Annotated in this window: 27 protein-coding genes and 1 tRNA gene; 16 read left to right on the top strand and 12 right to left on the bottom strand. The window is 34.5% G+C overall.

Features of this window, described 5'->3' with window-relative positions:
* Positions 1–48 precede the first annotated feature (48 nt).
* A complete protein-coding gene (locus tag ABX784_RS03340) occupies positions 49–1,524 on the bottom strand; it encodes a hypothetical protein (RefSeq protein ID WP_372652542.1) in 1,476 nt (491 codons plus the stop codon).
* 143 nt (positions 1,525–1,667) lie between these two features.
* Between ABX784_RS03340 and ABX784_RS03345 the strand changes: the two genes are divergently transcribed.
* From ABX784_RS03345 to ychF, 5 genes are all read left to right on the top strand, one after another.
* Positions 1,668–3,539, top strand: a complete 1,872-nt coding sequence (locus tag ABX784_RS03345) for a transglycosylase domain-containing protein (protein ID WP_372652544.1) — start codon at positions 1,668–1,670, stop codon at positions 3,537–3,539.
* 55 nt (positions 3,540–3,594) lie between these two features.
* A tRNA-Gln gene (locus ABX784_RS03350) sits at positions 3,595–3,669 on the top strand.
* A 23-nt stretch (positions 3,670–3,692) separates the two neighbouring features.
* Positions 3,693–4,637, top strand: a complete 945-nt coding sequence (locus tag ABX784_RS03355; protein ID WP_372652546.1) for a ribose-phosphate diphosphokinase — start codon at positions 3,693–3,695, stop codon at positions 4,635–4,637.
* Between the two features lie 12 nt (positions 4,638–4,649).
* The gene (pth, locus tag ABX784_RS03360) at positions 4,650–5,219 is read left to right on the top strand and encodes an aminoacyl-tRNA hydrolase (RefSeq protein ID WP_372652548.1); all 570 of its coding nucleotides are present in this window, start codon (positions 4,650–4,652) and stop codon (positions 5,217–5,219) included.
* 12 nt (positions 5,220–5,231) lie between these two features.
* A complete protein-coding gene (gene ychF, locus ABX784_RS03365) occupies positions 5,232–6,341 on the top strand; it encodes a redox-regulated ATPase YchF (RefSeq protein WP_372652551.1) in 1,110 nt (369 codons plus the stop codon).
* Here ychF and ABX784_RS03370 read toward each other — a convergent pair.
* Together ABX784_RS03370 and ABX784_RS03375 are read right to left on the bottom strand one after the other, a co-directional pair.
* Positions 6,331–8,391: a lytic transglycosylase domain-containing protein gene (locus ABX784_RS03370; protein ID WP_372652553.1), complete on the bottom strand. Its 2,061-nt coding sequence runs from the start codon at positions 8,389–8,391 to the stop codon at positions 6,331–6,333. The two genes, ychF and ABX784_RS03370, sit on opposite strands and share 11 nt — an antisense overlap.
* 30 nt (positions 8,392–8,421) lie before the next feature.
* The gene (locus tag ABX784_RS03375) at positions 8,422–8,994 is read right to left on the bottom strand and encodes a hypothetical protein (RefSeq protein ID WP_372652555.1); all 573 of its coding nucleotides are present in this window, start codon (positions 8,992–8,994) and stop codon (positions 8,422–8,424) included.
* 179 nt (positions 8,995–9,173) lie between these two features.
* Between ABX784_RS03375 and ABX784_RS03380 the strand changes: the two genes are divergently transcribed.
* The 4 genes from ABX784_RS03380 to ABX784_RS03395 all read left to right on the top strand — a co-directional run bounded on the left by ABX784_RS03380 (position 9,174) and on the right by ABX784_RS03395 (position 12,457).
* Complete coding sequence (locus tag ABX784_RS03380) at positions 9,174–10,322, top strand: Mrp/NBP35 family ATP-binding protein (RefSeq protein ID WP_372652557.1); 1,149 nt, start codon at positions 9,174–9,176, stop codon at positions 10,320–10,322.
* A gap of 9 nt (positions 10,323–10,331) precedes the next feature.
* On the top strand, positions 10,332–10,865 hold the full coding sequence (locus tag ABX784_RS03385) for a hypothetical protein (protein WP_372652559.1): 534 nt from the start codon (positions 10,332–10,334) through the stop codon (positions 10,863–10,865).
* Positions 10,866–10,889: 24 nt separating this feature from the next.
* The gene (locus ABX784_RS03390; RefSeq protein ID WP_372652561.1) at positions 10,890–11,081 is read left to right on the top strand and encodes a hypothetical protein; all 192 of its coding nucleotides are present in this window, start codon (positions 10,890–10,892) and stop codon (positions 11,079–11,081) included.
* Between the two features lie 206 nt (positions 11,082–11,287).
* Positions 11,288–12,457, top strand: coding sequence for a hypothetical protein (locus tag ABX784_RS03395; protein WP_372652563.1), 1,170 nt, complete (start codon positions 11,288–11,290; stop codon positions 12,455–12,457).
* A 42-nt stretch (positions 12,458–12,499) separates the two neighbouring features.
* Here ABX784_RS03395 and ABX784_RS03400 read toward each other — a convergent pair whose 3' ends face one another.
* The 7 genes from ABX784_RS03400 to ABX784_RS03430 all read right to left on the bottom strand — a co-directional run bounded on the left by ABX784_RS03400 (position 12,500) and on the right by ABX784_RS03430 (position 18,378).
* Positions 12,500–13,687 carry a twitch domain-containing radical SAM protein gene (locus tag ABX784_RS03400; protein ID WP_372652570.1) on the bottom strand — a complete coding sequence of 396 codons (1,188 nt, stop codon included), beginning with the start codon at positions 13,685–13,687 and terminating at the stop codon, positions 12,500–12,502.
* 48 nt (positions 13,688–13,735) lie between these two features.
* Complete coding sequence (locus ABX784_RS03405) at positions 13,736–14,692, bottom strand: electron transfer flavoprotein subunit alpha/FixB family protein (RefSeq protein ID WP_372652572.1); 957 nt, start codon at positions 14,690–14,692, stop codon at positions 13,736–13,738.
* Between the two features lie 10 nt (positions 14,693–14,702).
* Positions 14,703–15,491: an electron transfer flavoprotein beta subunit/FixA family protein gene (locus ABX784_RS03410; RefSeq protein WP_372652574.1), complete on the bottom strand. Its 789-nt coding sequence runs from the start codon at positions 15,489–15,491 to the stop codon at positions 14,703–14,705.
* Positions 15,492–15,494: 3 nt separating this feature from the next.
* Positions 15,495–16,643 carry an acyl-CoA dehydrogenase family protein gene (locus ABX784_RS03415; protein WP_372652576.1) on the bottom strand — a complete coding sequence of 383 codons (1,149 nt, stop codon included), beginning with the start codon at positions 16,641–16,643 and terminating at the stop codon, positions 15,495–15,497.
* 91 nt (positions 16,644–16,734) lie between these two features.
* Positions 16,735–17,202 carry a 2-amino-4-hydroxy-6-hydroxymethyldihydropteridine diphosphokinase gene (folK, locus tag ABX784_RS03420; RefSeq protein ID WP_372652578.1) on the bottom strand — a complete coding sequence of 156 codons (468 nt, stop codon included), beginning with the start codon at positions 17,200–17,202 and terminating at the stop codon, positions 16,735–16,737.
* Complete coding sequence (locus tag ABX784_RS03425; RefSeq protein ID WP_372652581.1) at positions 17,202–17,402, bottom strand: hypothetical protein; 201 nt, start codon at positions 17,400–17,402, stop codon at positions 17,202–17,204. The genes folK and ABX784_RS03425 overlap by 1 nt, the downstream gene beginning before the upstream one ends.
* Positions 17,392–18,378, bottom strand: coding sequence for a hypothetical protein (locus ABX784_RS03430; protein WP_372652583.1), 987 nt, complete (start codon positions 18,376–18,378; stop codon positions 17,392–17,394). Before ABX784_RS03430 ends, ABX784_RS03425 begins: the two co-directional genes overlap by 11 nt.
* 287 nt (positions 18,379–18,665) lie before the next feature.
* Here ABX784_RS03430 and ABX784_RS03435 point away from each other — a divergent pair, with 287 nt between their 5' ends.
* From ABX784_RS03435 to ABX784_RS03450, 4 genes are all read left to right on the top strand, one after another.
* Positions 18,666–19,328 (top strand): LysM peptidoglycan-binding domain-containing protein, encoded by a 663-nt coding sequence (locus ABX784_RS03435; protein WP_372652586.1) that lies wholly within the window; start codon positions 18,666–18,668, stop codon positions 19,326–19,328.
* A gap of 101 nt (positions 19,329–19,429) precedes the next feature.
* Positions 19,430–20,200, top strand: coding sequence for a hypothetical protein (locus tag ABX784_RS03440; RefSeq protein ID WP_372652588.1), 771 nt, complete (start codon positions 19,430–19,432; stop codon positions 20,198–20,200).
* The gene (locus ABX784_RS03445) at positions 20,197–21,213 is read left to right on the top strand and encodes an aminoglycoside phosphotransferase family protein (RefSeq protein ID WP_372652590.1); all 1,017 of its coding nucleotides are present in this window, start codon (positions 20,197–20,199) and stop codon (positions 21,211–21,213) included. The genes ABX784_RS03440 and ABX784_RS03445 overlap by 4 nt, the downstream gene beginning before the upstream one ends.
* Complete coding sequence (locus ABX784_RS03450; RefSeq protein ID WP_372652595.1) at positions 21,203–22,111, top strand: NDP-sugar synthase; 909 nt, start codon at positions 21,203–21,205, stop codon at positions 22,109–22,111. Before ABX784_RS03445 ends, ABX784_RS03450 begins: the two co-directional genes overlap by 11 nt.
* Here the strand turns inward: ABX784_RS03450 and ABX784_RS03455 are convergent.
* On the bottom strand, positions 22,108–22,299 hold the full coding sequence (locus ABX784_RS03455; RefSeq protein WP_372652597.1) for a 4Fe-4S dicluster-binding protein: 192 nt from the start codon (positions 22,297–22,299) through the stop codon (positions 22,108–22,110). The genes ABX784_RS03450 and ABX784_RS03455 overlap by 4 nt on opposite strands.
* Before the next feature lie 60 nt (positions 22,300–22,359).
* On the opposite strand from ABX784_RS03455, the gene ABX784_RS03460 reads away from it, so the two are divergent.
* The 3 genes from ABX784_RS03460 to ABX784_RS03470 all read left to right on the top strand — a co-directional run bounded on the left by ABX784_RS03460 (position 22,360) and on the right by ABX784_RS03470 (position 24,107).
* Entirely contained in the window at positions 22,360–23,073 is a 714-nt protein-coding gene (locus ABX784_RS03460) for a hypothetical protein (RefSeq protein ID WP_372652599.1), read from the top strand.
* 11 nt (positions 23,074–23,084) lie between these two features.
* The gene (locus ABX784_RS03465) at positions 23,085–23,528 is read left to right on the top strand and encodes a hypothetical protein (RefSeq protein ID WP_372652602.1); all 444 of its coding nucleotides are present in this window, start codon (positions 23,085–23,087) and stop codon (positions 23,526–23,528) included.
* A 72-nt stretch (positions 23,529–23,600) separates the two neighbouring features.
* On the top strand, positions 23,601–24,107 hold the full coding sequence (locus tag ABX784_RS03470; RefSeq protein ID WP_372652604.1) for a hypothetical protein: 507 nt from the start codon (positions 23,601–23,603) through the stop codon (positions 24,105–24,107).
* 50 nt (positions 24,108–24,157) lie between these two features.
* Here ABX784_RS03470 and ABX784_RS03475 read toward each other — a convergent pair whose 3' ends face one another.
* Positions 24,158–24,994: a TIM barrel protein gene (locus ABX784_RS03475; protein ID WP_372652607.1), complete on the bottom strand. Its 837-nt coding sequence runs from the start codon at positions 24,992–24,994 to the stop codon at positions 24,158–24,160.
* Positions 24,995–25,126 lie beyond the last annotated feature (132 nt).

The raw sequence follows: 25,126 nt of genomic DNA on the forward strand, positions 1-25,126 counted from the left end.
AAAAAAAGCTCCTTTCGGAGCTTTTTTGTTTTTATAAATGCAAACTTTTTAGAATTCGATTGAAGAGTTTAGCTGTAAAGCAAAAGAGTTATCTGCAGTGTTCTTATTTGTTGGATCATTTGTAAATGAGAAGTAGTCTCCAGCAAATAAGTAACCAAGAGATCCACCAACTTTAACAGCACTATTCCAGTGGTAATCAAAGTTTAAGTCAATTTCCATTCCAAGGTCATCTGCTTGAGTATCATTCGCAGTGAAGACTTTGTTGTTCGTATGGTTGTATGCACTTTCCCCTAGCTTGGCTGTTTCATTTGCCTTGGCCCAAATCATTGCTGCAACCCATGACCATTTGTCAGACTTGTACTCACCAGCAATTTTCGCATAAGTAGCGTTTGTCATATAAGAGTCATAAAGATTGTAAGAAGTGTTTCCAATTGCTTGTAGGTTATATCTAAAAAGAAGATTAGCTACTTGGTAGTTAGGGTTAAGATACATTGCTTCATAACCAGCTGTAGAACCAGTATGACCACTTATAGAACCAAAATCAAATGCGATAGTCCATGAGTCACTAACCTTATACTCTGTTTCAAAGATGAAAGACTTTGAATTTACCTTTGTCGATTCAGAATTATAAACTTTTCCAAGTTGACCACTAACGATTGGTACCTCTAATTCTAACTTGAAGTTACCAAAGATTTTTTTGAAGTAGATATCAGTTACTTTTACATCAGTTTCACCAAGAGCGTAGGCACTAGATGCTCCTGTAGTGTTCGTATCTGCAGTTGCATTGTCTTGCTTATTATTCTTTTTAGAGTATAGAAGTCCAAATGCAATATCTCTATCAACATTATCATAAAGTAGACCTGCTCCGATCTCACTAGATTTTGTATTTCTTGAAAGTGATCCTGTTGAATCAATCTTTGCCCAGTATGGTTCAATTAAGAAGTTACCAATTTTAATTTTTGCAGTAACACCATCTCTTGAGAAAGCATGTCTATCCCACGTCCCTTTACCAGAATTGTAAACGGCACCAAGACCCCAGTCAGTCGAGTGACGTCCAATAATATATGTGGCCGTATCGGAATAGAGTTCCATATATGCTTGATTAATTACAATACTCTTTGAACTTGAAGATTTATTTTGAATATAAAGAGCATTTCCAAAGTTATCATTTGTTTTGTCAGTTGCGCTATCATCACCAAGACGTCCACCTCTTCCATAACCAGAAGTAAGCTCTGCCTTAAAACTAGCAGTATCATTAACTATGATATGTGGGTTTAATCTGAAAATATAACTTTGAAATGATGCTTTTTCATTTCCAGATCCAACACCAATTTCTTGTGAGCCTATGTTTGATGCTATTGGCTTATTATCAGTAGTATTCTTAATTTTTCTATAGTTATTAATTAAAGTTGTATCAACACCAAAAACACCATGCCAGTCAATTGGTAGTGCTTGAGTTGTATTTATTGATAATGCAGCTAGCGCCGCAAATTTTGATAAATAGATAAATTTCTTACGTAACACAAGTTACTCCTTAATAAATGAATTTAAGTATTTGAACGTCCCATGATAATATATGAAAAGAAGAAATGAAGTCAAAAATGTAGAGAAATACTTTGGTAATAGCGCGTCATATAAAATCAATAATTCTAGTACTATTAATCATAATGATTATGGCCCTGATGGGTGCGTCAATTTTTGTCGTTCATACGATCAGTGAAGTTCCAGCTGAAAGAATAAATAGGTTCGATAAAGGTAAATCAATTGAGATATCAAAATCAACAATTGATAGCGATGTTTATATCAATAAAAAAGACCTTTATGACTACTGGCTCTTTACTGATAGTGAACTTAGCTTTGATGAGTATATTGATTTGCTGTTAAGTACAGGAAAGGTAAGTAGATACCAAAAAGGTTTTCTCACTAAAGATGGAATTGAATTGCCAAAAGTTGCTCTCAATGAATGTGAGAAGTCTGCTTGCTATCAGCGAAGACTACAATTTGGGGAGATGCCTTCCGTATTTTGGAAAGGATTAATAGGCATTGAAGATTCTAGGTTTTTAAATCACTTTGGAGTTGATTTGAAGTCTATCTTCAGAGCTCTTGCTACCGATATTGTTGAGCTTAGACTAGCACAGGGAGGCTCTACTCTGACTCAACAGTTAGTTAAGAATTTATTCTATAGTAATGAGAAATCTTTTAGGAGAAAGATTAAGGAAATGATTGTTGCTATTTATATTGAAACTAAATTTTCTAAAGAAGAGATACTAACCTCGTACTTTAATGAAGTTTTCTGGGGAAGTTTTAATGGAGTAAGAATTAAAGGTCTATATTCAGCATCCTTGTTTTACTTTGGAAAAAGACCGAACCAGATAGACCCTTTTGAGGCGGCTATTTTAATAGGACTCCTAAAGGGTCCTTATTACTATAACCCCCTTTCTCAGTTAGATAGATTGAAGCAAAGATCTAAAGTCGTTTTTAATAAATTAGTAGATATGAATCTATTTTCAGATAGCGCTGACAAGGTATGGAGTGATACGGACTGGAAGAGATGGCTAACTGACTTAAAAAATAGATCTCTTGGAGATAGGTATAAGCCTCTTATCTATATTTCTAGAGAAAAAGATGAGACTGGTATTAGCTCTTATGAGCAATATATTTTAGTAAAGTCTTCAATCTCAGTTCTAAGCACTTTAAAAGAGAAATATAAGGATGAAGATATTGCTATTAAAGTAGTAATGGGTAACTTAAAAAATAATGAATTCTTCTCATATTATTCCAAGTGGGAAAGAGACAAGATTAAAGCAATTAGTACGGAGAGAAACTCTGTTGGTAGTGCTCTAAAGCCTTTCTATTACACTCTTATGACATACTTGGGGCTAAAGTGGACGGATGAAGTTGAATCTAAAGAAGTTACTCTAAAGCTTAACTCTGGAGAATGGTCACCAAGAGAGTCTCATAAAGTTGATGATGAATATGTTACAGTTTCTAGGGCCTTACAGGAGTCTCTGAATAGACCACTGGTAAGGCTAGCAAATAGTTATGGCTTTGATAAAATAGAAAAGCTTGCGCTAGATTATATCCCTTCGCTTCAGGTTCCTTTGGCACAATATCCAAGTCAGCTACTTGGCTCAATAGAGTTATCTACTTATGAACTATTTGAAGTTTATAAAAGGATACTCAAAAGAGAATGTGATGAAGTTGTAAGTGGAAAAAAGTCCTGGGAAGATACTATGCTCTATATTTTGGGAGACCCTTCAAAGACAACAATTAAAAGGATTGTATCTAAGAACCTTAGAGATTTAAATTTTTTTGGAAAAACAGGTACTTCAAATAATGGCTATGATAATTGGTTCGTATTCTACGATGGTTGGAATTTAGGTGTTATTTGGACAGGGATTGACTCTAATAGAAGTGGGGATGGGCTAAGGCTCTATGGAAGTACTACTTCATTTAAGGTGTTTCAGCAGTTTTTATTGACTCGTGGAAGAAGAATGGGTGAGTTAAACTGTGAAAAAAGTGGAGATTTGATTAGATAGGGACTTGTCAAATAAGCTGTACATAAGTATATTCATTGATAATTCTAAAATATGTTGGGCTGTCGACAAGTGGTAAGTCATCAGATTTTGATTCTGACATGCGAAGGTTCGAACCCTTCCAGCCCAGCCATCTTTTTTTTGATGGGAGTTTATATGAAGCGGATCGTTCTTGTTTCCGGATCTTCAAACCCGAAGCTTGCTTCTCGGATCTCCCAATTCCTCGATGTTCCATTAGTAGACCCACAATTAGTAAGATTTGCTAATGGTGAAATATATTGTGAAATTGAAAAGAATGTCCGCGGTGCGGACGTTTTTGTTATACAGTCCACAAGTGCTCCAGTTAATGACCATGTAATGGAGCTTCTAATAATGATAGATGCGCTAAAGAGAGCATCAGCTGCTTCAATCACTGCGGTTATTCCACATTATGGTTACTCAAGACAGGATCGTAAAGCATCACCCAGAACACCAATATCTGCCAAGTTAATAGCAGATATTTTGACAGCTGCTGGCGCTACAAGAGTTATTACAATGGATCTTCATGCGAGCCAAATTCAAGGCTTTTTTAATATTCCATTTGATAATATTTACGCCTCTCCAGTACTCTTAGAGTATATTAGAACTGAAATTTTCAATGATAATACAATCTTTATATCTCCAGACGCTGGTGGTGTTGAAAGAGTGCGACATTATGCTAAGAAATTAAAAGCAGACATTGCAATGATTGATAAGCGGCGTATTGGAAAGAATGTAGCTAAAGCAATGAATATTGTAGGTAACGTAGAAGGCAAAGAGTGTATTATCATTGATGATATGGTTGATACGGCAGGAACTTTAATTGAGGCCTGTAGAGCACTTAAAGATAATGGCGCACTTAAGGTTTATGCTTGTGCTACTCATCCTGTTTTTTCTACCCCAGCATTGGAGAGAATATCTGCAGCAGATGAGTTAGATAGAATAATAGTGACAGATACGATACCCCTTAGTCCTGAAGCGGAATCTATAGATAAAATTCAAGTACTAGATACGGCTGAAATTCTAGCAAAGGCCATTCACAGAACTTTTAACAATGACTCTGTGAGTTCTCTATTTATATAATCGGGTGAGATGATGACTAAATTAATTGTTGGGCTTGGTAATCCAGGTTCAGAGTATAGAAATACGCGCCATAATATTGCTTGGCAGATATTTGATAATTTATCTTTTGCCAGTGACTTAAGATGGCAGGATAAATATAAGGGCGAAATGGCTACATTAGAGATTGACGGTGAAAAGGTTATATTCATAAAGCCTTTAACTTTCATGAACTTAAGTGGTGAGTCTGTAGCACCCTTAGCAAATTTCTTTAAGATTCCATTAGAAGATATTCTAGTGGTTCATGATGAATTGGATCTAGACTTTGGAACAGTTGCATATAAAGATGGTGGCGGTTTGGCCGGCCATAATGGGTTAAAGTCTATCGCTCAGTGTTTTGGGAAACAAAACTTCAAAAGGTTGAGAGTGGGAATTGGACGTCCAGTTCATGGCTCTGTCAGTAATTGGGTTCTTTCTGGGTATCATGGAGAAGATGGTGAGTTTTTAGAAAGTTATTTAAAAGGTGCAGCAAAAGCGGTAGAAGCTTATATTGAAAAAGGTTTTCAAAGCGCAGCTAGAACATATAGTAAAAAGAAAATAATTTAAGAGGATATAAGTATGGCATTAAATTGTGGAATCGTAGGACTTCCAAACGTTGGTAAATCAACAATCTTTCAAGCATTAACATCAGCTCCAGCAGAAGCTGCTAACTATCCGTTTTGTACGATAGAGCCAAATGTTGGAATTGTAAGTGTTTCAGATACTAGATTAGAGCAGATTACATCTTTAATTAAACCAAGTAAGACAATTCCAACAATTGTTGAATTTGTAGATATTGCAGGTTTAGTAAAAGGTGCTAGTAAAGGTGAAGGTTTAGGAAATCAATTTCTTGGTCATATCAGACAAGTGAATGCAATTATTCATGTTGTAAGATGTTTTGATGATGGTGATGTTGTCCATGTTCATGGAAGAATTGATCCTATTGATGACATTGAAACTATCAATATAGAGTTAGCGCTTGCAGACGCTGAAGTTGTTACTAAGAAATTAGGTAACCTTCCTAAGCTTATGAAAAATCAAAATAAAGATATTTCAAGTAAGGCAAAAGCACAGCATCCAGTTTTAGAGAAATTAGAAGCTCACCTTACAGAGGGATTAGCAGCGAGAGCATTAGAACTTTCTGATGACGAAAGAGAATTAGTTGCTGAGCTTAATTTAATTACAATGAAACAAGTTCTTTATCTATGTAATGTAGATGAAGACTGTGTCGATGGTGATAATGATTACGTAAAAAGTGTTCGTGAGCTAGCAGCGAAAGATAATGCTGAAGTAAGTGTGATTTGCGGTAAGTTAGAATCAGAGATCGCATCACTTGAAACAGTAGAAGAAAAGAAAGAGTTCTTAGAAGCTGCTGGACTTGAGCAATCTGGTTTACAAAGTTTAACTAAGACAGCCTATGAAATGCTTGGGCTTAGAACATATTTTACAGCGGGTGAAAAAGAAGTACGTGCTTGGACTTTTAAGGCCGGAGATAAAGCTCCTCAAGCTGCAGGTGTAATCCATACAGATTTTGAAAGAGGATTTATCAAGGCAGAGATTTACCACTGCGATGACCTTTTTGAGCTAGGCTCAGAACAAAAGGTCAAAGAAGCAGGTAAATTTAGAATTGAAGGTAAAGAATATCTCGTAAAAGACGGAGATGTTATTCACTTTAGATTTAACGTTTAGTATTTAAACTTACATAAAAGCTGTCTTCGAGAGATTTTTCGAGGACAGTTTTATTTGAAAGTAGATTATAAAAGAATATATTCCTATAAATCAATTTCACATACTTTCTAGTTTCTCTAAATGGTATAGATTCAATTGTTACCATTGGATCTTCATTTATAAAAATATTTTTCTTCCATCGTTTAACACGAGACTCACCAGCGTTATAAGCAGATAATGTATAGATGAGATTCCCATCGTACTTTTTAAGAAGCTTCTTTAAATAAGTAATTCCTATTTTAATATTCACATCAGGTCTTTTGAGATGAGAAGTTCTTACGTTTCTTTTGTACTGTCTCGCAGTTGCAGGCATAAGCTGCATTAATCCTCTGGCCCCAACATGAGATCTAGCGCTAGGATTAAAAGCAGACTCTTGTCTTATAAGCGAGATAACAACGAGTGGATCAATTGTGTTATCAATTTTTTTTATTTTTTGAAGATATTGAAAAGGAAATAAGTTTTTGAGAGTGAATGCATCTAATTCAAATACTTCATTTTCAAGTGAGTTATGAACAAGCCTAAATGAGTGAAGATACTTCTTTTCTTTAGTGAATAGGTTAACAAGCTTCTCAATTAAATACTTTCTAAGTTCTTTATTTTCTACTTTGCTCGCAACTCTCTTATCCTGGAACACATAATTTGAATCTCGAGAGATGATTTCTGCTATTTCATTATTTGAAAATGCATCTAGATTTAGATCTAGCCAAAGAGAAAGTCTCTTAAGAGAAGAGATAAAATTCTTAGAATACTTTTTATTCTTAGGGACTTTGGGTTTTATTTCCTCTGTATACTTCCCAAGTAGCTTCGATTTATCTTCAACATCAAATATATCTAAAAGTTTTTTGTAAGAAATAATCGCATAGAAGTTTAGAGGAGAGGACTCGGTTAGAGTTGTAAAAAGATGTTTTGATAATTCATTTTCTCCATTTTTATAAAGAGTATAGGCAATCCAAAATTTCACCTTAGAGTTATATTTTGTATAGTTTTTGATTAGCTGAAACTTTTCAATTGTAGTTACTGCTTTTTTATACTTACCAACTAATATGTCTGACCATAGTAATTGAAAAATAGACTCATCAAGTTGATCATTAGTAGAAATAGTTAAGGCGTACTCGAAGAAGAAACGTGCTTTATCATTCTCTTGATTGTAGAGAAAGTTTTTTCCAGTTGTTAGAATATTTAACCACGCTTTATTAGCATTAATATATTGTTTATTAGAGTCATAGAAACTTACAAGTTGATGACCTCTTTGATAGGCGAGATCAAATTGCTCACTCGCAATTGACTCTTTTATATCAGCTCTAATCTCATAGAAGGCTTTCGTGAAGTAGTTCTTTTCTGAAGTATCTTTAAGTCCAGCAGATTGAACATAGCTCGTTAAAGCATTATTGATTGTAATAAACTTTAAATGATCTGAGTTTGGTTTTAATTGATTTTCTAAGTATTGTTCCGTCATAAGCTCTGAAACGAGTTTATGTAAGTTTGAGTTTTTATCTATCTTTGATAAATAACTAGCGAGATTGTTTTTATTCTTTTCTTTCAAATAAAAAGGTAGTGCATACTTTAAATAATCTAAATTTTTAAAAGAAATAGATTTGCTACGTTTATTCTTTGAAATATTTTTAAGAAACTTCCATCTACAATAACTATCTAAATGAACATATGACCTTTTAACTAAGTCTGGAGTATTTCCTGAATCAAAGCTTTGGGGCTTGCACACTGTATGAAATTCTTCGCTACTTAATTTCGCTTTTTTAAATTTCATTAGTGTTTTTACAAGAGGTTCGTACTCCTGAAATGCAGCACTATATTTAAATCTCTTATTCATGAGAGCTATTGAAGTGTAGTTAAGTTTTTTTCTCTTAATGTTTTTATAGAACTGTTGAAAGGATCTTGCGAACTTCTCATCATTTTTAGATGTTTTGATTGAGAATGTTTGCGAACCTGTCGTTGCAGCAAATGAGCTAAATGAAATAAAAGTGAATGTAGCAATCGTTGCTAAGTTTAACAAAGATGACCTCCTGTCATTTTTGTACGTTTATCAGTATATCGTATGATATCTTTCTTGAATTTCGTTTAGCTTTGAGCTTATCTCATCTAAAACGACCTTCTTGTCTTCTGGAACCACCATCGTAAGATTATTAATATATGAGGAAACTTCGCTTAGGTAGACCATATCTTTCTTATAGTCTTCTTGAATGACTTCAAATGTATCATTAAAGTCATCAGCCAGCTCTTGGAAGTAATCCCCCTGCCTGAAGTATAGTTTACCATTTCCTTCCCTATCTCTGATAGCGGCAAGATATTTCTGGGCTTTGTATATTGGACCAGCAATTTTATGGCTAAACAGTAGGCAAGCTATGAAAGTTACTGCAGTAAAACCTAATTGAAAGAGTGCAAGAACAAATACGAGGTTATTTTTATATGTAGCCATTTTGGCCGCCATATCTGGAGATGTAGCATTGGCCTGCTCTACAAGCTTAGTGACTAGGTCATAAATAGTGAGTGGATAAAATACACTTGAGATAAACAAAAATAGGCATACCAAGATACTGAATTTAATCTGAAATCTTGGATTGATCAGTATAATACTTCTCTTATATGGTTCAGACATTCGGTCGATTCCTTTCAACAGATTGAGCTTTCTACTCTTCATGATATAAGAGAATTATTCCTAGTGCCACCAATAAATTAATTCAAGTTATTCAAGTAATTCAGTCAAGTTTGGATCATTGTTCTTAACGAATAAGTTATTTCGAGTTATAAATATATAGACTAATAAAGAGGTAATACATGAGTGATAAGATCAAGAATTTAATTCGTACAATTGCAAATCCTGCTACAGGAATGACTCTCGGTGCGGAAGAGAGAATTACAGAGGTCAAGGTTGATGGGAAGAACGTTCTTATTAAGTATGATCGTGAGGGGATATCACCAGCTCAAAAAAGAGTGATTGAAGACTCTATTTACGGACTTCTAAAAGCAGATTTTGAAGAAGATAATATTACTATAATGACAGTTTCTAAAGATTCTAAAGACGTTTTTGCAGGGAAAGCTGCACCAGCTGCACCAAAGCAGGAGCAAGCTTCTATAAAGACGGGTCATGGACCAGTTGGAGCTAATAAGAAGCGTATACCAAATGTTAAAAATGTTCTCGCGGTATCATCTTGTAAAGGTGGAGTAGGTAAATCTACAGTTTCTGTAAATATGGCCATGTCTCTAAAAAATAAGGGTTATAAGGTAGGGATCCTAGATGCAGATATCTACGGTCCCTCTATGCCAATGTTACTTGGAAAGAGAAATGCCAAACCAGAGGCAAATAAGGATAAGAAAATACTCCCTATTGAGTCATTTGGGCTAAAATTCATTTCATTTGGATTATTTATCCAGGAAGACGATGCTGTAATTTGGCGTGGACCAATGCTTGGTGGTGTATTAAATCAATTTCTCTTTGATGTAGATTGGGGAGAATTGGACTATTTAATAATTGATCTTCCTCCAGGTACAGGAGATATGCAATTGAGCATGGTTCAAGCAACAGAGGTTGATGCAGCAGTAGTTGTTTCTACACCACAAGAAGTGGCCCTTTTAGATACAAGAAAAGGGATGAAAATGTTTGAAAAGGTAAATGTTCCAATTTTAGGAATGATTGAAAATATGAGCTATTTTGTTCCAGATGATAATTTAGAGAAGAAATACTTCATTTTCGGTGAAGGTGGCGTGAAAAAGGCATGTTCTGAGCTAAATTCTGATTTCCTTGGAGAAATTCCAATGGAGATAGCTTTAAGAGTAGGTTCTGATACAGGAATTCCTTATATGTCTTCATCGGACCATGAGGGAAGACCAGTTTGGAAGGCCTATATGGATCTTGCAACAAAAGTTGATAGCAAGATGAATGGTAAAGAGAAAAAGGGTTTCTTTTCTAAGATTTTAGGAAAGTAGGAGATAGAATTGTCGTTACTTGGAACCATTGAGGAGCAAACTACATTTGGATTTACGGGAAGGGTGAATATCCTTAATCGTACGAGCGGACAGTATTTAGGAATTGTTTTAATTTCTGACGGTCTTATCGTAGACTGTAGTTACGGTGGTTTAAAGGGTGAAAAGGCACTATATCTTGCTTTATTCGACGATATGGATCACACTCCACTTAAGTTTATTGTGGAGCCTGAGGTTGTTTTAGAAGAACATAAGAACTTTAATTTAGCTTATGAAGATTTTAAGAACAATTCTCAATCATTATATATAAAACACCGTGAATCCAAGGCGTTAAGGCCTGCTATGGATATGCGGTTGGTTTTAAACGGTGATTTTGTTTCAGCTGGCGCAAATGTCACGGATACAGAATTTAAACTAATGAGTGTCTTGACGGAATACTCATTAGTATCGGATATTTATAGTAATAGTGATCTCTATGATTTTGAGGTTACAGCTGGCCTTGTTTCTCTTAGGAAAAAGAAGGCTATAAAAGTAGTAAGTAAATAAATTTAATATAACTGGAGAGCTAGTTTGAAGACACAAGAGCATAATAAAGGTGAATTAAAAGAGTTAACTGTTAATGTTGAGAAAGAAATTGTTGAAGCGTTTGTAAGAATGTCTGAAAACACAGGGTATAAGGTTGATGACCTTGTTGTAATTGCTCTTAAGAGATTTAGAGTGAGCCATAGTGACTATGAAGGAACAAAGGTTCAGCCTGAATAAATCTGCTGTTCAATAATCTATATACTTTTTATACAGGCCGTCCAAATTCTAGACGGCCTTTTTTATTTAAATCCATCTCATAAATTTAAGACTACATGATTACAGGCGGTTAGAGTCCAGTTATATGTAATAATGCCCCTTTTATAACCAATGACGCTTGGCACGGTACTTGCTTATATATAAGTAAGTTTAAAAGGGAGAAAATCATGAAGTCACTACTGACGCTTAAAACATTAACAGGATTCTTAACAGCTAGTTCAGTTCTTGTTGGAGTAAAAGCAGTTAGAGATGCCAACTTTAACTCAAATGAGTTTATGAACAAGAATACTGTTCAAGTTGTAAAGAGACTAGATGATCAAAAGGTTGTTAGACATGTTGCTTCAGAGTCTGCAAAAAGACCTGCAGTTCAGTATCTTCCATTAAATAAATTAAACTCAAGCATTATTGATGGTGAGTGGGAAATTAGAAGAATTCAAGATGAGAATAGTAATGTTGTTTTCAATGCAAATGAATCAGAAAACAAAGTTGAAATGGATTTTGAATTAGTAGGAACTTCACTTGTTAAAGTTGGTGAAGAAGAGCCGATGGTACTTAGAGTTTCTTACTTAGATGAGAGTGGAAGAACGATTGCTCTTTTTAGACAATATGGAAAAGGTTACGAAATTATAGAAGCAGTGAAGAAGATAGAAGTTCAAGAAGTAGCAAGAGTAGAAAGATTTGAAGAAACTGAAGAAGTTTCTGAAGAAAATACTACAGGCGTAGTAATAGAAAGAGTTCAAGACTTAATGTTAGAAAGAGCACTTCACCCAACTAAAGATCCAAATGTTCTTAGAGGTGAAAGTATTGTTTCAGGAAATATTGTTGTAAGCACTGGAAGAATTGAAGAGTTTAATGTTGTAGTAGGAATTGGAAAGAACTATGAGCAACCACTAAGCTTTATAAACTCACCAGAGATTAAGGCCGGAGGTCAATTTTCTGGAGAAACAAATAGTGGTGAAGTAACAGGTATCATTACTAACAACGGAAAAGATGGATATAGAATAAGATTTGCAACAGGTCCACTTCAAGGTGCAATGTTAAACTTTGTAACTGCAGAAAAAATGGATGAGTTAAATAGAATTGAAGAAGAAGCAGCATATGCTAAAGAAGAAATGAGAGATTTAACTTCTGATAAGATTGAAGTTGTTGAAGAGCAAAATGATGCAGAATTTTCAAGAGCTGCACAAGGTAATAATATTTATGAAATTGATGAAGAAGCAAGCTACGAAGATGAAGAAGAAATTATAGAGCCAGAAACTGAAGAAGAATTTGCAAGAATTACAGAAGAAAGAGGATTTTCTTTTGGTCAAACAGAAAGAGCTCCAGCATCTAAATAATAAATACAACTCCCCCATATATAAAAAAGCCAGTGTAGCGAACTACTCTGGCTTTTTTCGTTTATAGGAATTTAATGTAGCAGAGAGTTCTGGGAAGGTCGTTTCAAAGCTCTGTTTTCTAAGCTGATCAATTTTTGAAACTTCATGATAAAAGCTAGATAGGTTAGATAGATTATTACTTACTTTTAGGAAAGTGCAAATAGAGAGTAGTTTGTACGAATGGTACTTTAGCTTAGGAGAGAGGTTAAATTCAATAATACTAGAATATAAACTAGCAATTATTAGCGACTTTACAGGGTCTGGCAGTATTTGAATATTATAAAAAGAAGGGTCCTGAACAAAGTTAATTTCGATGCTAAAATTTTGAATAGGCTGACTTTTTACAATGTAGAGAATTATTTTATCAATATCTAGAATATTTAAAATACTCACAGTAATTATAAATGATACTTTAACTTTCGTTGTAGATAGTTGATCTAAGTACGTCTCAAGTCGATTAAAGTTTAATCCATTTCTAATATATTCACCTTTTTCATACAAGCCATCTAAAGAGATATTTAAATTTAAGTTCGGCAGTTCTTCAATGTAGCTTAGAAGGTCGAACCTTTGAAACTGAAGCGTTGATAGGTTTGTATTAATGGTTATATTGCATTCATTATTAAATTTAACAAAAGATTCAAGTAGTAGGTATAATTCTTGGCATATGAGGGGTTCTCCTCCTGCTATATAAATAGAGTCTAAGCTTTTAGAAATCTCAAGAAGCTCTTTCATTTGTTTTTGTGTAGGAGGTTTATGAATAAATGTATCTCTTGATAGAGCTAAATTGTCTTTGTTCCAAGAGGTACTAAAAAAGCTACCGCATGTTCTACAGTTAAAATTACACTTATTGCTTAGAAACAATTCAAGTCTTTTTATATCAGAATAGGCGAAAGCTTGTTGAGAAGGTTCAAACCTATAACTCTTAATGTATTCGTCGCGCTTACTTTGAAGGTTGCTCTCTTCATCAGCGTAGCACCCTTTGCACGCTTTCTCGTAAGAGCCTTTTAGAAATTGACTTCTATAATGAGAAAGATCAGCACTTTGAAATACTTCCAAAATACTAAATTCATCCCAGCTTCCTACGTTAATATCAAGTAGAGTATTACAGCATAATGAAAATGATTTATCAGCATTGATTGCAAGGGACACCCAGGGGGCTGAACATATCTTTGTTATATTTGGAGAAGTCATAATACAGACTTTGAAAGAGAAGAATGCCACCCGAAGGTGGCATCTTTATTACATAATCTTTTTTAATTCTTCAGTAAGAATTGGAACGATTTGGAATAAATCTCCAACAATTCCGTAGTCAGCTTTTGTAAAGATAGGAGCATCTGGATCAGTATTGATTGCAACAATACATTTAGATGTTCTCATCCCTGCTAAATGTTGAATAGCACCAGAGATACCACAAGCAATGTAAAGTGATGGAGCAACAGTTTTACCTGTTTGTCCTACTTGCATTGAGTGAGGAGCATATCCAGAGTCAACAGCAGCTCTTGAGGCACCAACAGTTGCGCCAATTGCATCAGCTAGCTCATCAAGGATCTTAAAGTTAGAAGCTTCTTTCATTGCTCTACCACCAGAAACAATAATATTTGCTTCAGTTAGGTCTAGCTTCTCAGAAGCGCCTTTAATAATTTCTTTAATGGCAGCTCTGATTTCACCAGCAGCAACAGAAGCGTCAGCAGCATTTCCAGCGGCTGGACTTTCTGATGATGGCATTCCTAGAGCATTTGGTCTTACAGTTACAAAGTGAGGCTTAGGGCCTTCAATTTCAACTTTAGCTAAACACTTACCAGCAAATAGTGGTCTTGTTCCTGCGAACGTTCCACCATCCATTGTAAAGTTTGTAACTTCAGATGCCATTCCTGCATCGAACATTCCAGATAGTCTCGGGAATAGATCTTTTGCTAGAGAAGTAGAACCTGCGAATACATAGTCATATCCGCCGTTACCAATAAATTCTTTAAGTGCATTGGCATATCCCTCTGGAGAATACTTATCTAAGTTATCACCTTTTAGTGAGTGAACATTTGCCGCACCATACTTTGCTAGTTCTGAAACTGCTCCAGCAGGAACTTGTCCTACTGCTGCAACGTCAACGTCATTACCAGCAAGTTTTCCTAAAATTTCATATGTAACAGACTTTACATTGTCAGATGTAACTTCTGTAAATACTAATACTTTTGCCATGATTAACTCCTTAAATTACCTTCGCTTCATTTCTTAGAAGGCCTACAACTTCCGCTACAACTGAAGCTTGAACGGCTTCGTCCATTGCTTCAAACTTTTTACCAGCTGGTTTTTCTGGTGGTAGTTGGAAGTTAGAGTATTTAACTCTTCTGTCAGCATCACTAACACCAACATCTGCAAGAGAGTGTTGAGCAAGTGGCTTTCTTTTTGCTTTCATGATTCCTGGTAGTGAAGCATATCTAGGAGTGTTTAGACCTTTGTTACATGCAATTAGTGCAGGTGACTTAACTTCATAAACTTCTAGTGCTCCACCTTCAACTTCTCTTTTGAGAGTAAAGGCTCCACCTGCTTCTTCACAACCAACAACAACTGACACTGAAGGAATGTTAAGCATTCCAGCTAGAAGTTGAGGAACTTGAAGACAGTCGTCATCAATAGCTTGTTTCCCTGTGAAGATAACGTCAGCAGTCTTTCCAGACTTTTCAATAGCACCTTTAAGAGCTTTTGCAGTCATAAAAGAATCTAAGTTGTCATCAGATTCAACAAGAATTGCATCGTCAGCGCCCATTGCTAAAGCAGTTCTTAAAGCTTCAGTGTCTTTAACACCTCCAACTCTAACAACAGTAACAGTAGAACCACTGTTCGCTTGCTTAGTGAGTAGCGCTTGCTCTACAGCAAACTCATCATAAGGATTCATAATCCACTTAATCGAAGAAGTTTCGATGTAAGTACCATCACCGTTAGGTGTAATTTTTGTTTCCGTGTCCGGAACTTGTTTAATGCAAACAAAGATATTCATTTGTTAGCTCCTTGAAAAAATTTCTTTAGCAATTACCAATCTTTGTATCTGAGATGTCCCTTCATATATTTGTATAAGCTTGGCATCTCTCATGATCTTTTCTACCGGGTATTCGTTACTGTATCCGTATCCTCCGAAGATTTGTACGGCATCAGTAGCCACTTCCATAAACTTATCGGCTGCAAACGCTTTTGCGTATGAAGCTAGTTCTGTATTAGACTTACCTTGATCTAAAAGCCATGCGGCTTTATGAACTAGGAGTCTTGAAGCCTCAACATTCATGGCCATATCTGCAATCATTAACTGAATTGCCTGATGGCCTGCTATAGGCTTATTAAACTGTACTCTTTCTTTAGCATACTTTACAGCGTGATCCAATGCACACTGCGCTCCACCCACCGCGCTAGCAGCAACCATAGGTCTAGAGTGGTCAAGCGTCATTTTTGCAAGGTTCCAACCGTCACCTAAGTTTCCAATCAAATTTTCTTTAGGTATACGAACATTTGTGAATGTAACTGCACGAGTATCAGAACTTCGGTGACCCATCTTCTTTTCTTTAGCTCCAATTTCTAATCCAGCAACATTTTTATCGTCTAAGACAATACAAGAAATACCTTTATGTTTTAATTCAGGGTCAGTAGTGCAATAAATAACAAATAAGTCTGCGTACCCTGCATTTGTTATCCACATTTTTTGACCATTGATAACATAATGGTCGCCATCTTCTTTTATCGTGGTCTTTAGTCCAGCTGCGTCTGATCCATTCCCTGGTTCAGTTAGACAAAAAGAAGCAATTTTATATGACTCTGTGAATGGAGTTAAGAATCTCTTTTTTTGTTCATTATTTCCACCTAAAGCAATAGGTAGGAGTGCAAGGTCATTTGCCATTAAGGTTGTGTTCATCCCCAGGCAGCCATAGGCAAGGGCCTCGGTTATGATCATAGAATCAAGAGTTGTAAAACCTGTTCCACCAAACTCTGGAGGAATACAAGTGTTCACTAGTCCAAGCTCCCAAGCTTTAGTGAGGATGTCCATTGGCATTTTGCCAGATTCATCAAACTCCCCAGCCTTTGGCATCATTTCGTTCTTAGCAAACTTCATTGCCATTTCTTTTATTTCTTTCTGTTCGCTTGAAAGGTCAAAGTTAACCATATTTGCATCCTTGCATTGGTGATTTAACTAGTTGGATATGAATAAAATTATATGAGTATAAAGATTGGGGGTCAATGAGGGAGCAATTATTTTAGCTAAACTTTAGCACTGAAGCAGAGTTGTCAAAGTTTGTATGAAAGTCATATTTGTTTTTTAGTACATTGAAGTACGATAGCTCCATAAGTGGAAAAACGACAAAGCTTCTTTCAAATAATCTAGGGTGTGGAAGAGTTAAGTGCTGAGTATTGAAAGTATGCTCATCAAAGAAAAGAAGGTCTATGTCTATTACCCTTGGTCCTTTGTCTATATCTCTGGTCCTACCAAGAGTAGACTCAATAGAGAGTAGTGCACTCATAAGTTCATTTGGCTCAGTATTAGGGCTATCAAAAATAAGAACTTGATTATAAAAGTCTGGCTGGTTTTGGTAGTCAACAGCTTTGGATACGTAGACATTACTTTCCTCTAGTAGTTTAAAAGATGCGGATAGAGCTTCTTTCGCTTTTTCTAGGTTTTGTAGTCTGTTATCTAAGTTTGAGCCAGTGGCAATTACTAGGGCCATTACTTGCTAACTTTTTGTTGAGCTTCTTGATCACTTGTATTTTCTTCGTCATTTGGAGAGGAAAGGGTTGATTGATCATTACTTTTTAAATAAGCGTCTAAATATGAAGGAACAGCTGTCCCTGCTGGAGGTCTTGGGGGACCTTTTACTCCGCATCCATATATAAGAAAGCTCAACATCATTAGTAGTTTAAAATTCAAGGCTAAATCCTAGGTTCATAATATCAGAGCCAAGGTCAGCACGAATAAACCATCCTGGAACTAGTCTTTTTAAAACAGTAATACCAAATATAACCTGTCTCTTTTTTAAGTTTTCAACTAATAAAATCTCGTTGTCTAGTTCTGCTTGTGTTGGCGTAATATCATCTGTTGGATCATCTACTCCGGCCTGTGGGCTTGAAGCACTAATCATTTGGAAGCCAACATAAGGTTGAACATAAGAATAAAGAGGGGCGCTTATTGTGTACTTTGCTCTAACGAAAAGGTTAGACATTGTTGTGTCAAAGCCAGGGCTTGGGTAGTCGTTAATAATATTTTGTCCGTAACCAATTTCTGCCCATATGTTATCTTCAAATTGATACATCCACATACCATTTAGGTGCGTGTAGTTTTGGCTTGAACCATCATTATTAAGTCCTGAAATAAGGCCAACATTTAGAGAGATGATATTATCAGTCTTGATATTCCTATTAGAATTCTCATCTAGAGATAGGTCGTCTTCTAATAGTGTCCCATTGAATAAGTCTTCCTCTTCTTTTAGAAGGTTAGCTTCTTCCTTGTCTTCCTCTGTTAATTTCTTAGCTCCAAAGAAGCTGTCATCACCGCGTATAATTTGAACTTCTACGCCTGGTGTAAAGCTCTTGAATAAGTCTAGGGAATAAATTTTTATAATTTTGATTCCTGCTAGGTTATTTATATTTTTTGCAACAATCGCCCTTGCAGCAAGCTTATTAGCTAGTACAAGTGTAATAAAGTCGCCTTTGTAGAATGATTGATTCTCATTTGTAATGATGTAGGTTCTTTTAGAGTTAGATACTCTAGAAATCTTTTCAGTAACTAACTCAGAGGCTAAGCGGTTGCTTTCTGAGTCCTCATTGAATTCATCCACAATGGATTGTGAAAATGAATTATGCGTAAAGAAAATAAATGTAAGTAGAATTAATAGATTTCTCATCATTAAAAAAATAATACCTTTTAAGTCAGCTTTATTAAATAGGGCAATACTATCTTTATTATTAGATAAAAATAGAGGATGAGCAAAGAATTGTAGTCAAACTGACAAGAAATCCAGCATTTTCACAAAAAATGCATATTTTGAGTAAAGATTTGCTCTCCAAGTACTTGTTTTTCTATCACATGGGAAAGATTAATTAAAAGCTTAAAAAAAATTAAGTACTTGATATAATTATCCGACAAGTATCTAAAGTAATGGAAAACCTATTTAGATATCACGGGGAGATGTTAATGAAAGTATCAAAAATACTCATAGTTCTAGCGCTTTTAACGCTAGGGGTAAGTTGTTCAAGTAAAAGAAAGAAAGAAAGTGCTGAGAATATGGCAGATATATCGCAGGAAGTTAGCGCTGAAGATGCTGATTTCATCGTAGACTCTGAAGATGAGGATCTACTCTTAGAAGAAGATGAAGGTCTTGGTGTTATTGAGGAAGTTGCAATGTCTGAGTCAGAAGAGCCAGCTCCTTTATTTGCTGAAGAGCCAATGGCCGAGGGTAGCGTAGCTGCAGGATCTGATATTAGTATAGTTGGTGGTCAGTATACAGTAGAGAAAGGTGATACTTTAATGTGGATCGCTTTCAAGCTTTATGGTGATTATAGAAAGTGGCAACACTTATCGTCTTTAAACTCAAATGTTTCAGCTAGAAACTTAACAACAGGAATGATGTTAAATCACGACTCTGCAGGTTTTGCTTATAACCCACAAGGTCTACCTCACCTTATTAAAGTTGGTGAGTCTCTTGGATCTATTTCTGGAGAGAAGTACGGAACAAACCAGAGATGGAGAGAGATTTGGGACAATAATAGAGAAATGATTCATGATCCAAACATTATCTTTGCTGGGTTCACACTACATTACTTACCAGACAGAGACATCGCATCTGAAGATATCTAATATTTATATATAAATAAATAAAATGAAATGGGCCTGCATAATTGCAGGCCTTTTCATTTGCCTGACTTGTATTGTAGGAAGTCATTGGTATAATTGAAAGAATGACTAAATTTATACTACTACTTTCTATTCTACTGAGTTCATGTTCATTACTACAAAAAGATGAATATGAGTTTGATGAAAATATTTTTTTAACAAAAGAGCGTGACTATATAGATCAGCTCTCTTCTGTTGGAGAAAGCTATTTACGAACTGATGGAGTTCGAAAAGTTAGACTAAGTAATAAGACAAAAAAATATTTAGAATCAATATATTTTAAAATTGTTACAAATAATAAACTCCTACTAAAAGAACCAGAAAAACCAAGCTTTAATGTCATCAAAAGTAATATCCCATTTTTATTTTCTCTTCCAAAAGGAAACTTCTTTTTTTCAAGTGGTTTAATCGTTAACTATATGAAAAACGAAGAAATATTTATTGCTGCATTTACAAAAGAGATAATAGTTAGCCAAAGAGAGTTATACGCAGCAAAAACAATAATACCTAAGGGATACATCAGTACAAAAGATATACTTAATTATACAAGACTGCCGGTGAGTATTAAATCTGAAGTTAATAAGTGGGCATACTATGTTCTAAAGCGATCTGGTCATGACCCTTACGCATTATTAATTTGGTTACAGACAATGAATAAGAATACATTAGACTTTACTCTTCAGTACGGTAATACACAGCTTATATCGAGAGAAGAGTTTTTATTTAAAAGTTTCATATCAGAATTGAAGAATAAAGAAGCATTTTCAGGAAGACAGGCAAACTCCACACCTGATTATTACTACTTTGTTAGAGACATAAAAAGGAAATCGAAGTGAGACCTGAAGAGAGTGAGCGACTTTTAATTGAAGAGTTATTTGAAAATACAAGAGCTAGAGTTAAAGATTTTGATCGAGCTCCAAAGGAGATTATATCTTTAACAGGAGATGCCTCTACCAGAAGGTACTACCGAGTTATGACAGATAGAAATAGCTTTGTCTCGTGCCTCAGTGAACCAATGGAGAATGATAAAGATAATGATTTCTTAAACGTCTATAATATATTTTCTACTTCCAATGTAAGAGTGCCAAAAATATATGATCATAATATTAAGAAAGGATATTTCTTACAAGAAGACCTGGGAAATAAGACGTTACTATCACATGTTTCTTTACTTCAAAGCGAAGATGAAATCTTTGCAACATATAAGAAGATTATAGATATACTTGTCAATATTCATAAAATTCCTGCCAATATTGAATACTCTTGGGGAAGTCTCAAATTTGATGTTGATAAATTTATGTTTGAAATGAACTTCACTAAGAAATATTTCATAGAGTCTTTTCTTGATATTGAATTAACAACTGAAGAGAGTTGTTTATATGATGATATGTTTAAGCAACTAGTCGAAGAGCTTTCATGTGAAGAGATGGTTCTTTGTCATAGAGATTTTCATTCCAGAAATATTATGATGAAAGATGGTGAGCCTGTTGTTATTGATTTTCAAGATGCAAGACAAGGTGTTAGTCAGTATGACCTAGTTTCGATGTTAGAAGATTGCTACTTTCAGTTATCTGCAGATAATATTGAGAAATTGAAGAAGTATTATATTGAACAATCTTTTGATGAAAATATTGATAAAGAAAAGTTTGATAGAATCTATGATTTAATGACAATACAGAGAACGTTTAAGGCGATTGGTAGTTTTGCATATATAAATCAAGATCGTGATGACAACAGATATTTAAAATATATAGGCTTTGGAATGGAGAAACTTAGAAATAAGTTTAAAAAGTATCCAGAGTATAGAGATCTATTTAATTTAATTATGAGTAAGTATTATGAATCTTAAAGTTGCCTATATATTAGGAGCAGGATTAGGTACAAGGATGGGACCAATTGGAACATCTCTTCCTAAGTTATTGTGGCCAGTTTTTGAAAAAAGCTTACTTGAACTTCAAATCGATTATGCGATTGAGTGTGGCGCAGAAAAAATTTATTTAAATACACACTTTCAAGCTAATAAAATTCAATCTTACGTTGATTCAAATGAAATAGATGTAGAAATTATATTTGAAGAAGAGCTTTTAGATATAGGTGGGGCAGTTCATAACTTAGCTAGAAAGTTAAATTATGAAGGACAAGTTTTAATACTCAATGGTGATCAGTTCCTTATGTTGTCGGAACAAAGCTTAAATGATTTCAAACTTAAAAGTAAAAGCTCTGTTGCAAGTCTTTTAGGCTTAAAGGTTCCTGCAAACTCTCAGTATAATGAACTTATAGTTAAGGATAGCTTACTGTGTTCTATAGAGAAACCTTCTTCTTCGAAAGAATACTATACATTTAGTGGTGTAAGCATAATTAACCTAGAGATGCTCAAGGCATGTGACGGAGCAAGTAAGTTCTTTGATACTGTTGCAGATTATAATAACGAAGATGTTTTTGTATATCATCCTGAAGAATTTGAATATTGGGACTTTGGAACAACTGAAAGGTATATCAATTCAATGAGAAATGTTCTTAAGATGCCAGGATCTCGTTTTAAAGAATTTTTAATTAGAAATAAAGCCTTCATGAAAGAGAAGGTACTATCTGATCTCTGTTATAATTCTAGAGGAGTAGATTACAGTATTAATCTAAATGATGAATTTCTAGAGAATGGTTTGGGCAATATTGTAATTGACGGTAAAGACCTAACTCAAAGCCAGGGAACAGTAGTTATCTATAAAGATAAAGTCTCTGGAGTCTAGTCTTGGTTTTTTTCAATTAATTTAATGCAATCAACTGGACATACCTCGATACAAACAGAGCAAAGGGTACAGGACCAGGTATCTATAGCATAGGAGTCCTGAAATTTTATAATGGCCTTTTCTGGACAGATTAGCCTACAATTATCACAGGAAATGCACCTGTTATTTATTTCAAGTTCTGGTTTCATAGAAATATTATAACCTCTATAAATTTGAATAAGTAATTAGCAAATATTACCGGGTAAGCAATGAAAATATTAAAAAGAAGTTCTAACGTTTATAACTTGATACTATTTCAAATCTTTTCATTTGTTTTTCTTCATGTTGTATTTTCTTTAAAGACAGGCTATTCGGCCTTAAATATTGAAAGATTATATACACTAGTATCAGATTATATATTTGTTGTTTTATTACTTCTGACAAATATTATTACAATATTCTTAGTTAAAAAATTATCCTACATTCAGGTCATAGTAACTTCTTTTATAATTAGTCTTATATGCTTTTTTCAGTTTATTGAATCTTTTGATAAAACAATTCTTTTTTATAATCTATTTTATATTTTTCTCTCATTCTTTTTCATAATGATATGGAAATTAGAGTTAGAAGAATCTGTCTATAACCCAAGATTTGATAATAGAGAGTTAAGAAGCTCAGGACTACAAAAGGTTAAAGTTACTCTGTCTGATGAGTCTGGGAAAGAAGCCCTAGGGGTTATTCAGAATTGGTCAAGAGAAAGCTTCTTTATATCTTGCAAGAATCTTGAGTTAAATATTAACAATACAATTTCTGTAAAGATGAATTACCAGGGAATAGATTTTAGTTTTGATGCTAAAATTGCTACGCAATCAAAGGATGGATTTGGGCTTTATGTTATAAAGGAGCAAAATTCTTCTAGTCTTAACTGGATAGATTTCTATGATATAATTAGTGATAGAGGAATTTATCCAATAAATATTTAAGAGGTTAAGAAATGCGTAGGCTTTTAATTGTTGTCGTTGCACTGTTACTTACAGGTTGCTTTAAAGAAAAAGGTGCTGAAGAAACTTTAAGTACTTTTGTTAATGCAAGATTTAACGGTGATCTAGATCGTAATGAGATGGGTGATTATTTAATTGGTGAAATGAATGACTCCATAATGGCAATGGAAGAAGAAGAGTTTGAAAACTTCTCAGACCTATCAAAACTCAAAAAGAAAAAGTTTAAAATTACACATTCAAACTGTTCACAAGAAAAGTGCTTCATCACATATATAATTAGCTATGATCAATATGGTGATACGAGTAAAGACTTTAGAGTAGATAATAAGAAAATTGCAGAGATGATGAAAGTAGAAAAGTCCTGGAAAATTCAAAACGTAACAAACGTTAAAACATATATCGATGCCGAAAAACCATTAGATATAGAGTCAAAATAGCCTAAGTGCTCAGGATTACGTAATCCTGAGTATTCTTCTAAAGTTCTTTAAATAATACCCGACAAGTAAGCTATGAAATCTAATAAAAATGATGATTCATTGCTGGCAACACTTGTCTCTGAGACTTACCACTCTGTAGATGAGGAGAAAGAGGATAGCTCTAATCTCTCTGCATACTTCGAGTCGAGATCAAGTTTAAATATTGAAAGCTCTAATAGTGATCACTTTCTGGAAAATAAGTTAATTCGCTCAAGTGTTAGTTTTGGATGTATGAGCTATTCTGAGGGAACGTCATCTTTTCACTTCAACTTAAAAGACGAGAGTTATACATGCCCTAGAAACTGGGGAGATTTTCCATCAATTTTTTCTGAGTTAAATAATTCAGACTATAAGATTTTTGAAAACTTTAATGAAGAATTTTTAATGAATGAAATATTTAAATCAAATATCGATTATGACTACAAGACAGTTTGTTTTTTTGGACGCGGAGAAAGTTACCTGATTTTCTTACCAAATGAAAATGAAGATATTTTAAACTGGCTTAAAAAGTATTGTGAGTCTCGAGAAATTGCGGCGTAATTTTTTAAAAAAATAGATATAAAAAAAGCCCTCAATTGAGGGCCTTTTTATTATAGTGAATTATAAAATTCTTTCATTAAGAGAGCGTCTTCTTCTAAGTTAGGGCTGTTACAAATAATGTAACCACCGCAATTAAAATCTTTTAAGCTCTTAAGTAGGTCTTGCCAGTTGAATTTAGACTTAGCTAGATTCAAGTGCTTTAAATCACCTTTAGAGTTAGAGCTAATTCCTGAAATATGAATATGCATATTTGCTAGTGAGTTTTCTCCAATCTCGTCTTTAATTCTAGTAAGTACTTGCTTGAACTCTTCTTCAGTATTGTACTTTCCTGTTCTCGCATATAGGTGAGAAAAGTCCATACAAGGTGCACATGAAGAAACGTTCTTAGTTAAAGTAATTAACTCATCAAGAGATCCAAATTGACTTGTTTTTCCTGTAAGTTCAGGACGTAGTTCAATTTCAATATCAAGTCTGCTTAGTCTTTCTTCAATAACGTTCATACTCTTTTCTACAAGGTCGAAAACATCAAATGGAGAATCTTTCATGTAGAAGGCAGCGTGAAATGTCATAGATTCAGCACCACATAGATCAGAAATCTTCGCTGTTTGAATAATTCTTTCAACAGAAGAGTCAATCTTGTCTTGCTCTCTAGCATTAAGGTTAATGTAGTAAGGACCGTGTGAAGTTAATGGAACACCTAGTTCATAAGAAACTTTTCTAAGTGCTGAAGAAACTTCTTCCTTCATTCTTACACCATGAGCAAACTCTAATTGCATACAATCAAGCCCAAGAGCATGAATTTGCTTAACACCTTCGATAGGGTTGTTTTTCTTCTGTGTACTATTTGGAACACCAGCAGTACCGAACAATAACTTATTTGCTTGCATATATCTCCCGTGCGCGTTTATTAAATTGATTTTGCAAAAAGTGTCATATCACACTATTGCGCCAGGTGATAGACGCACTGTGAAAAGCTCTTTAATAACATATAGTTATGAGCTACCGTGAGAATCTTATGC

The sequence above is a fragment of the Halobacteriovorax sp. genome (assembly GCF_041587335.1).
Taxonomy (GTDB): Bacteria; Bdellovibrionota; Bacteriovoracia; order Bacteriovoracales; family Bacteriovoracaceae; genus Halobacteriovorax.

What these genes read in the sequence shown, in the direction of transcription:
- ABX784_RS03400 (WP_372652570.1), bottom strand. Translation starts at nt 13,687, where the DNA reads ATGACTTCTCCAAATATAACAAAGATATGTTCAGCCCCCTGGGTGTCC.
- ABX784_RS03465 (WP_372652602.1), top strand. Translation starts at nt 23,085, where the DNA reads ATGCGTAGGCTTTTAATTGTTGTCGTTGCACTGTTACTTACAGGTTGC.
- ABX784_RS03410 (WP_372652574.1), bottom strand. Translation starts at nt 15,491, where the DNA reads ATGAATATCTTTGTTTGCATTAAACAAGTTCCGGACACGGAAACAAAA.
- ABX784_RS03430 (WP_372652583.1), bottom strand. Translation starts at nt 18,378, where the DNA reads ATGATGAGAAATCTATTAATTCTACTTACATTTATTTTCTTTACGCAT.
- ABX784_RS03455 (WP_372652597.1), bottom strand. Translation starts at nt 22,299, where the DNA reads ATGAAACCAGAACTTGAAATAAATAACAGGTGCATTTCCTGTGATAAT.
- ABX784_RS03460 (WP_372652599.1), top strand. Translation starts at nt 22,360, where the DNA reads ATGAAAATATTAAAAAGAAGTTCTAACGTTTATAACTTGATACTATTT.
- ABX784_RS03355 (WP_372652546.1), top strand. Translation starts at nt 3,693, where the DNA reads ATGAAGCGGATCGTTCTTGTTTCCGGATCTTCAAACCCGAAGCTTGCT.
- ABX784_RS03475 (WP_372652607.1), bottom strand. Translation starts at nt 24,994, where the DNA reads ATGCAAGCAAATAAGTTATTGTTCGGTACTGCTGGTGTTCCAAATAGT.
- folK (WP_372652578.1), bottom strand. Translation starts at nt 17,202, where the DNA reads ATGGCCCTAGTAATTGCCACTGGCTCAAACTTAGATAACAGACTACAA.
- pth (WP_372652548.1), top strand. Translation starts at nt 4,650, where the DNA reads ATGACTAAATTAATTGTTGGGCTTGGTAATCCAGGTTCAGAGTATAGA.
- ABX784_RS03415 (WP_372652576.1), bottom strand. Translation starts at nt 16,643, where the DNA reads ATGGTTAACTTTGACCTTTCAAGCGAACAGAAAGAAATAAAAGAAATG.
- ABX784_RS03440 (WP_372652588.1), top strand. Translation starts at nt 19,430, where the DNA reads ATGACTAAATTTATACTACTACTTTCTATTCTACTGAGTTCATGTTCA.
- ABX784_RS03450 (WP_372652595.1), top strand. Translation starts at nt 21,203, where the DNA reads ATGAATCTTAAAGTTGCCTATATATTAGGAGCAGGATTAGGTACAAGG.
- ABX784_RS03395 (WP_372652563.1), top strand. Translation starts at nt 11,288, where the DNA reads ATGAAGTCACTACTGACGCTTAAAACATTAACAGGATTCTTAACAGCT.
- ABX784_RS03435 (WP_372652586.1), top strand. Translation starts at nt 18,666, where the DNA reads ATGAAAGTATCAAAAATACTCATAGTTCTAGCGCTTTTAACGCTAGGG.
- ABX784_RS03470 (WP_372652604.1), top strand. Translation starts at nt 23,601, where the DNA reads ATGAAATCTAATAAAAATGATGATTCATTGCTGGCAACACTTGTCTCT.
- ABX784_RS03345 (WP_372652544.1), top strand. Translation starts at nt 1,668, where the DNA reads ATGATTATGGCCCTGATGGGTGCGTCAATTTTTGTCGTTCATACGATC.
- ABX784_RS03380 (WP_372652557.1), top strand. Translation starts at nt 9,174, where the DNA reads ATGAGTGATAAGATCAAGAATTTAATTCGTACAATTGCAAATCCTGCT.
- ABX784_RS03405 (WP_372652572.1), bottom strand. Translation starts at nt 14,692, where the DNA reads ATGGCAAAAGTATTAGTATTTACAGAAGTTACATCTGACAATGTAAAG.
- ABX784_RS03375 (WP_372652555.1), bottom strand. Translation starts at nt 8,994, where the DNA reads ATGTCTGAACCATATAAGAGAAGTATTATACTGATCAATCCAAGATTT.
- ychF (WP_372652551.1), top strand. Translation starts at nt 5,232, where the DNA reads ATGGCATTAAATTGTGGAATCGTAGGACTTCCAAACGTTGGTAAATCA.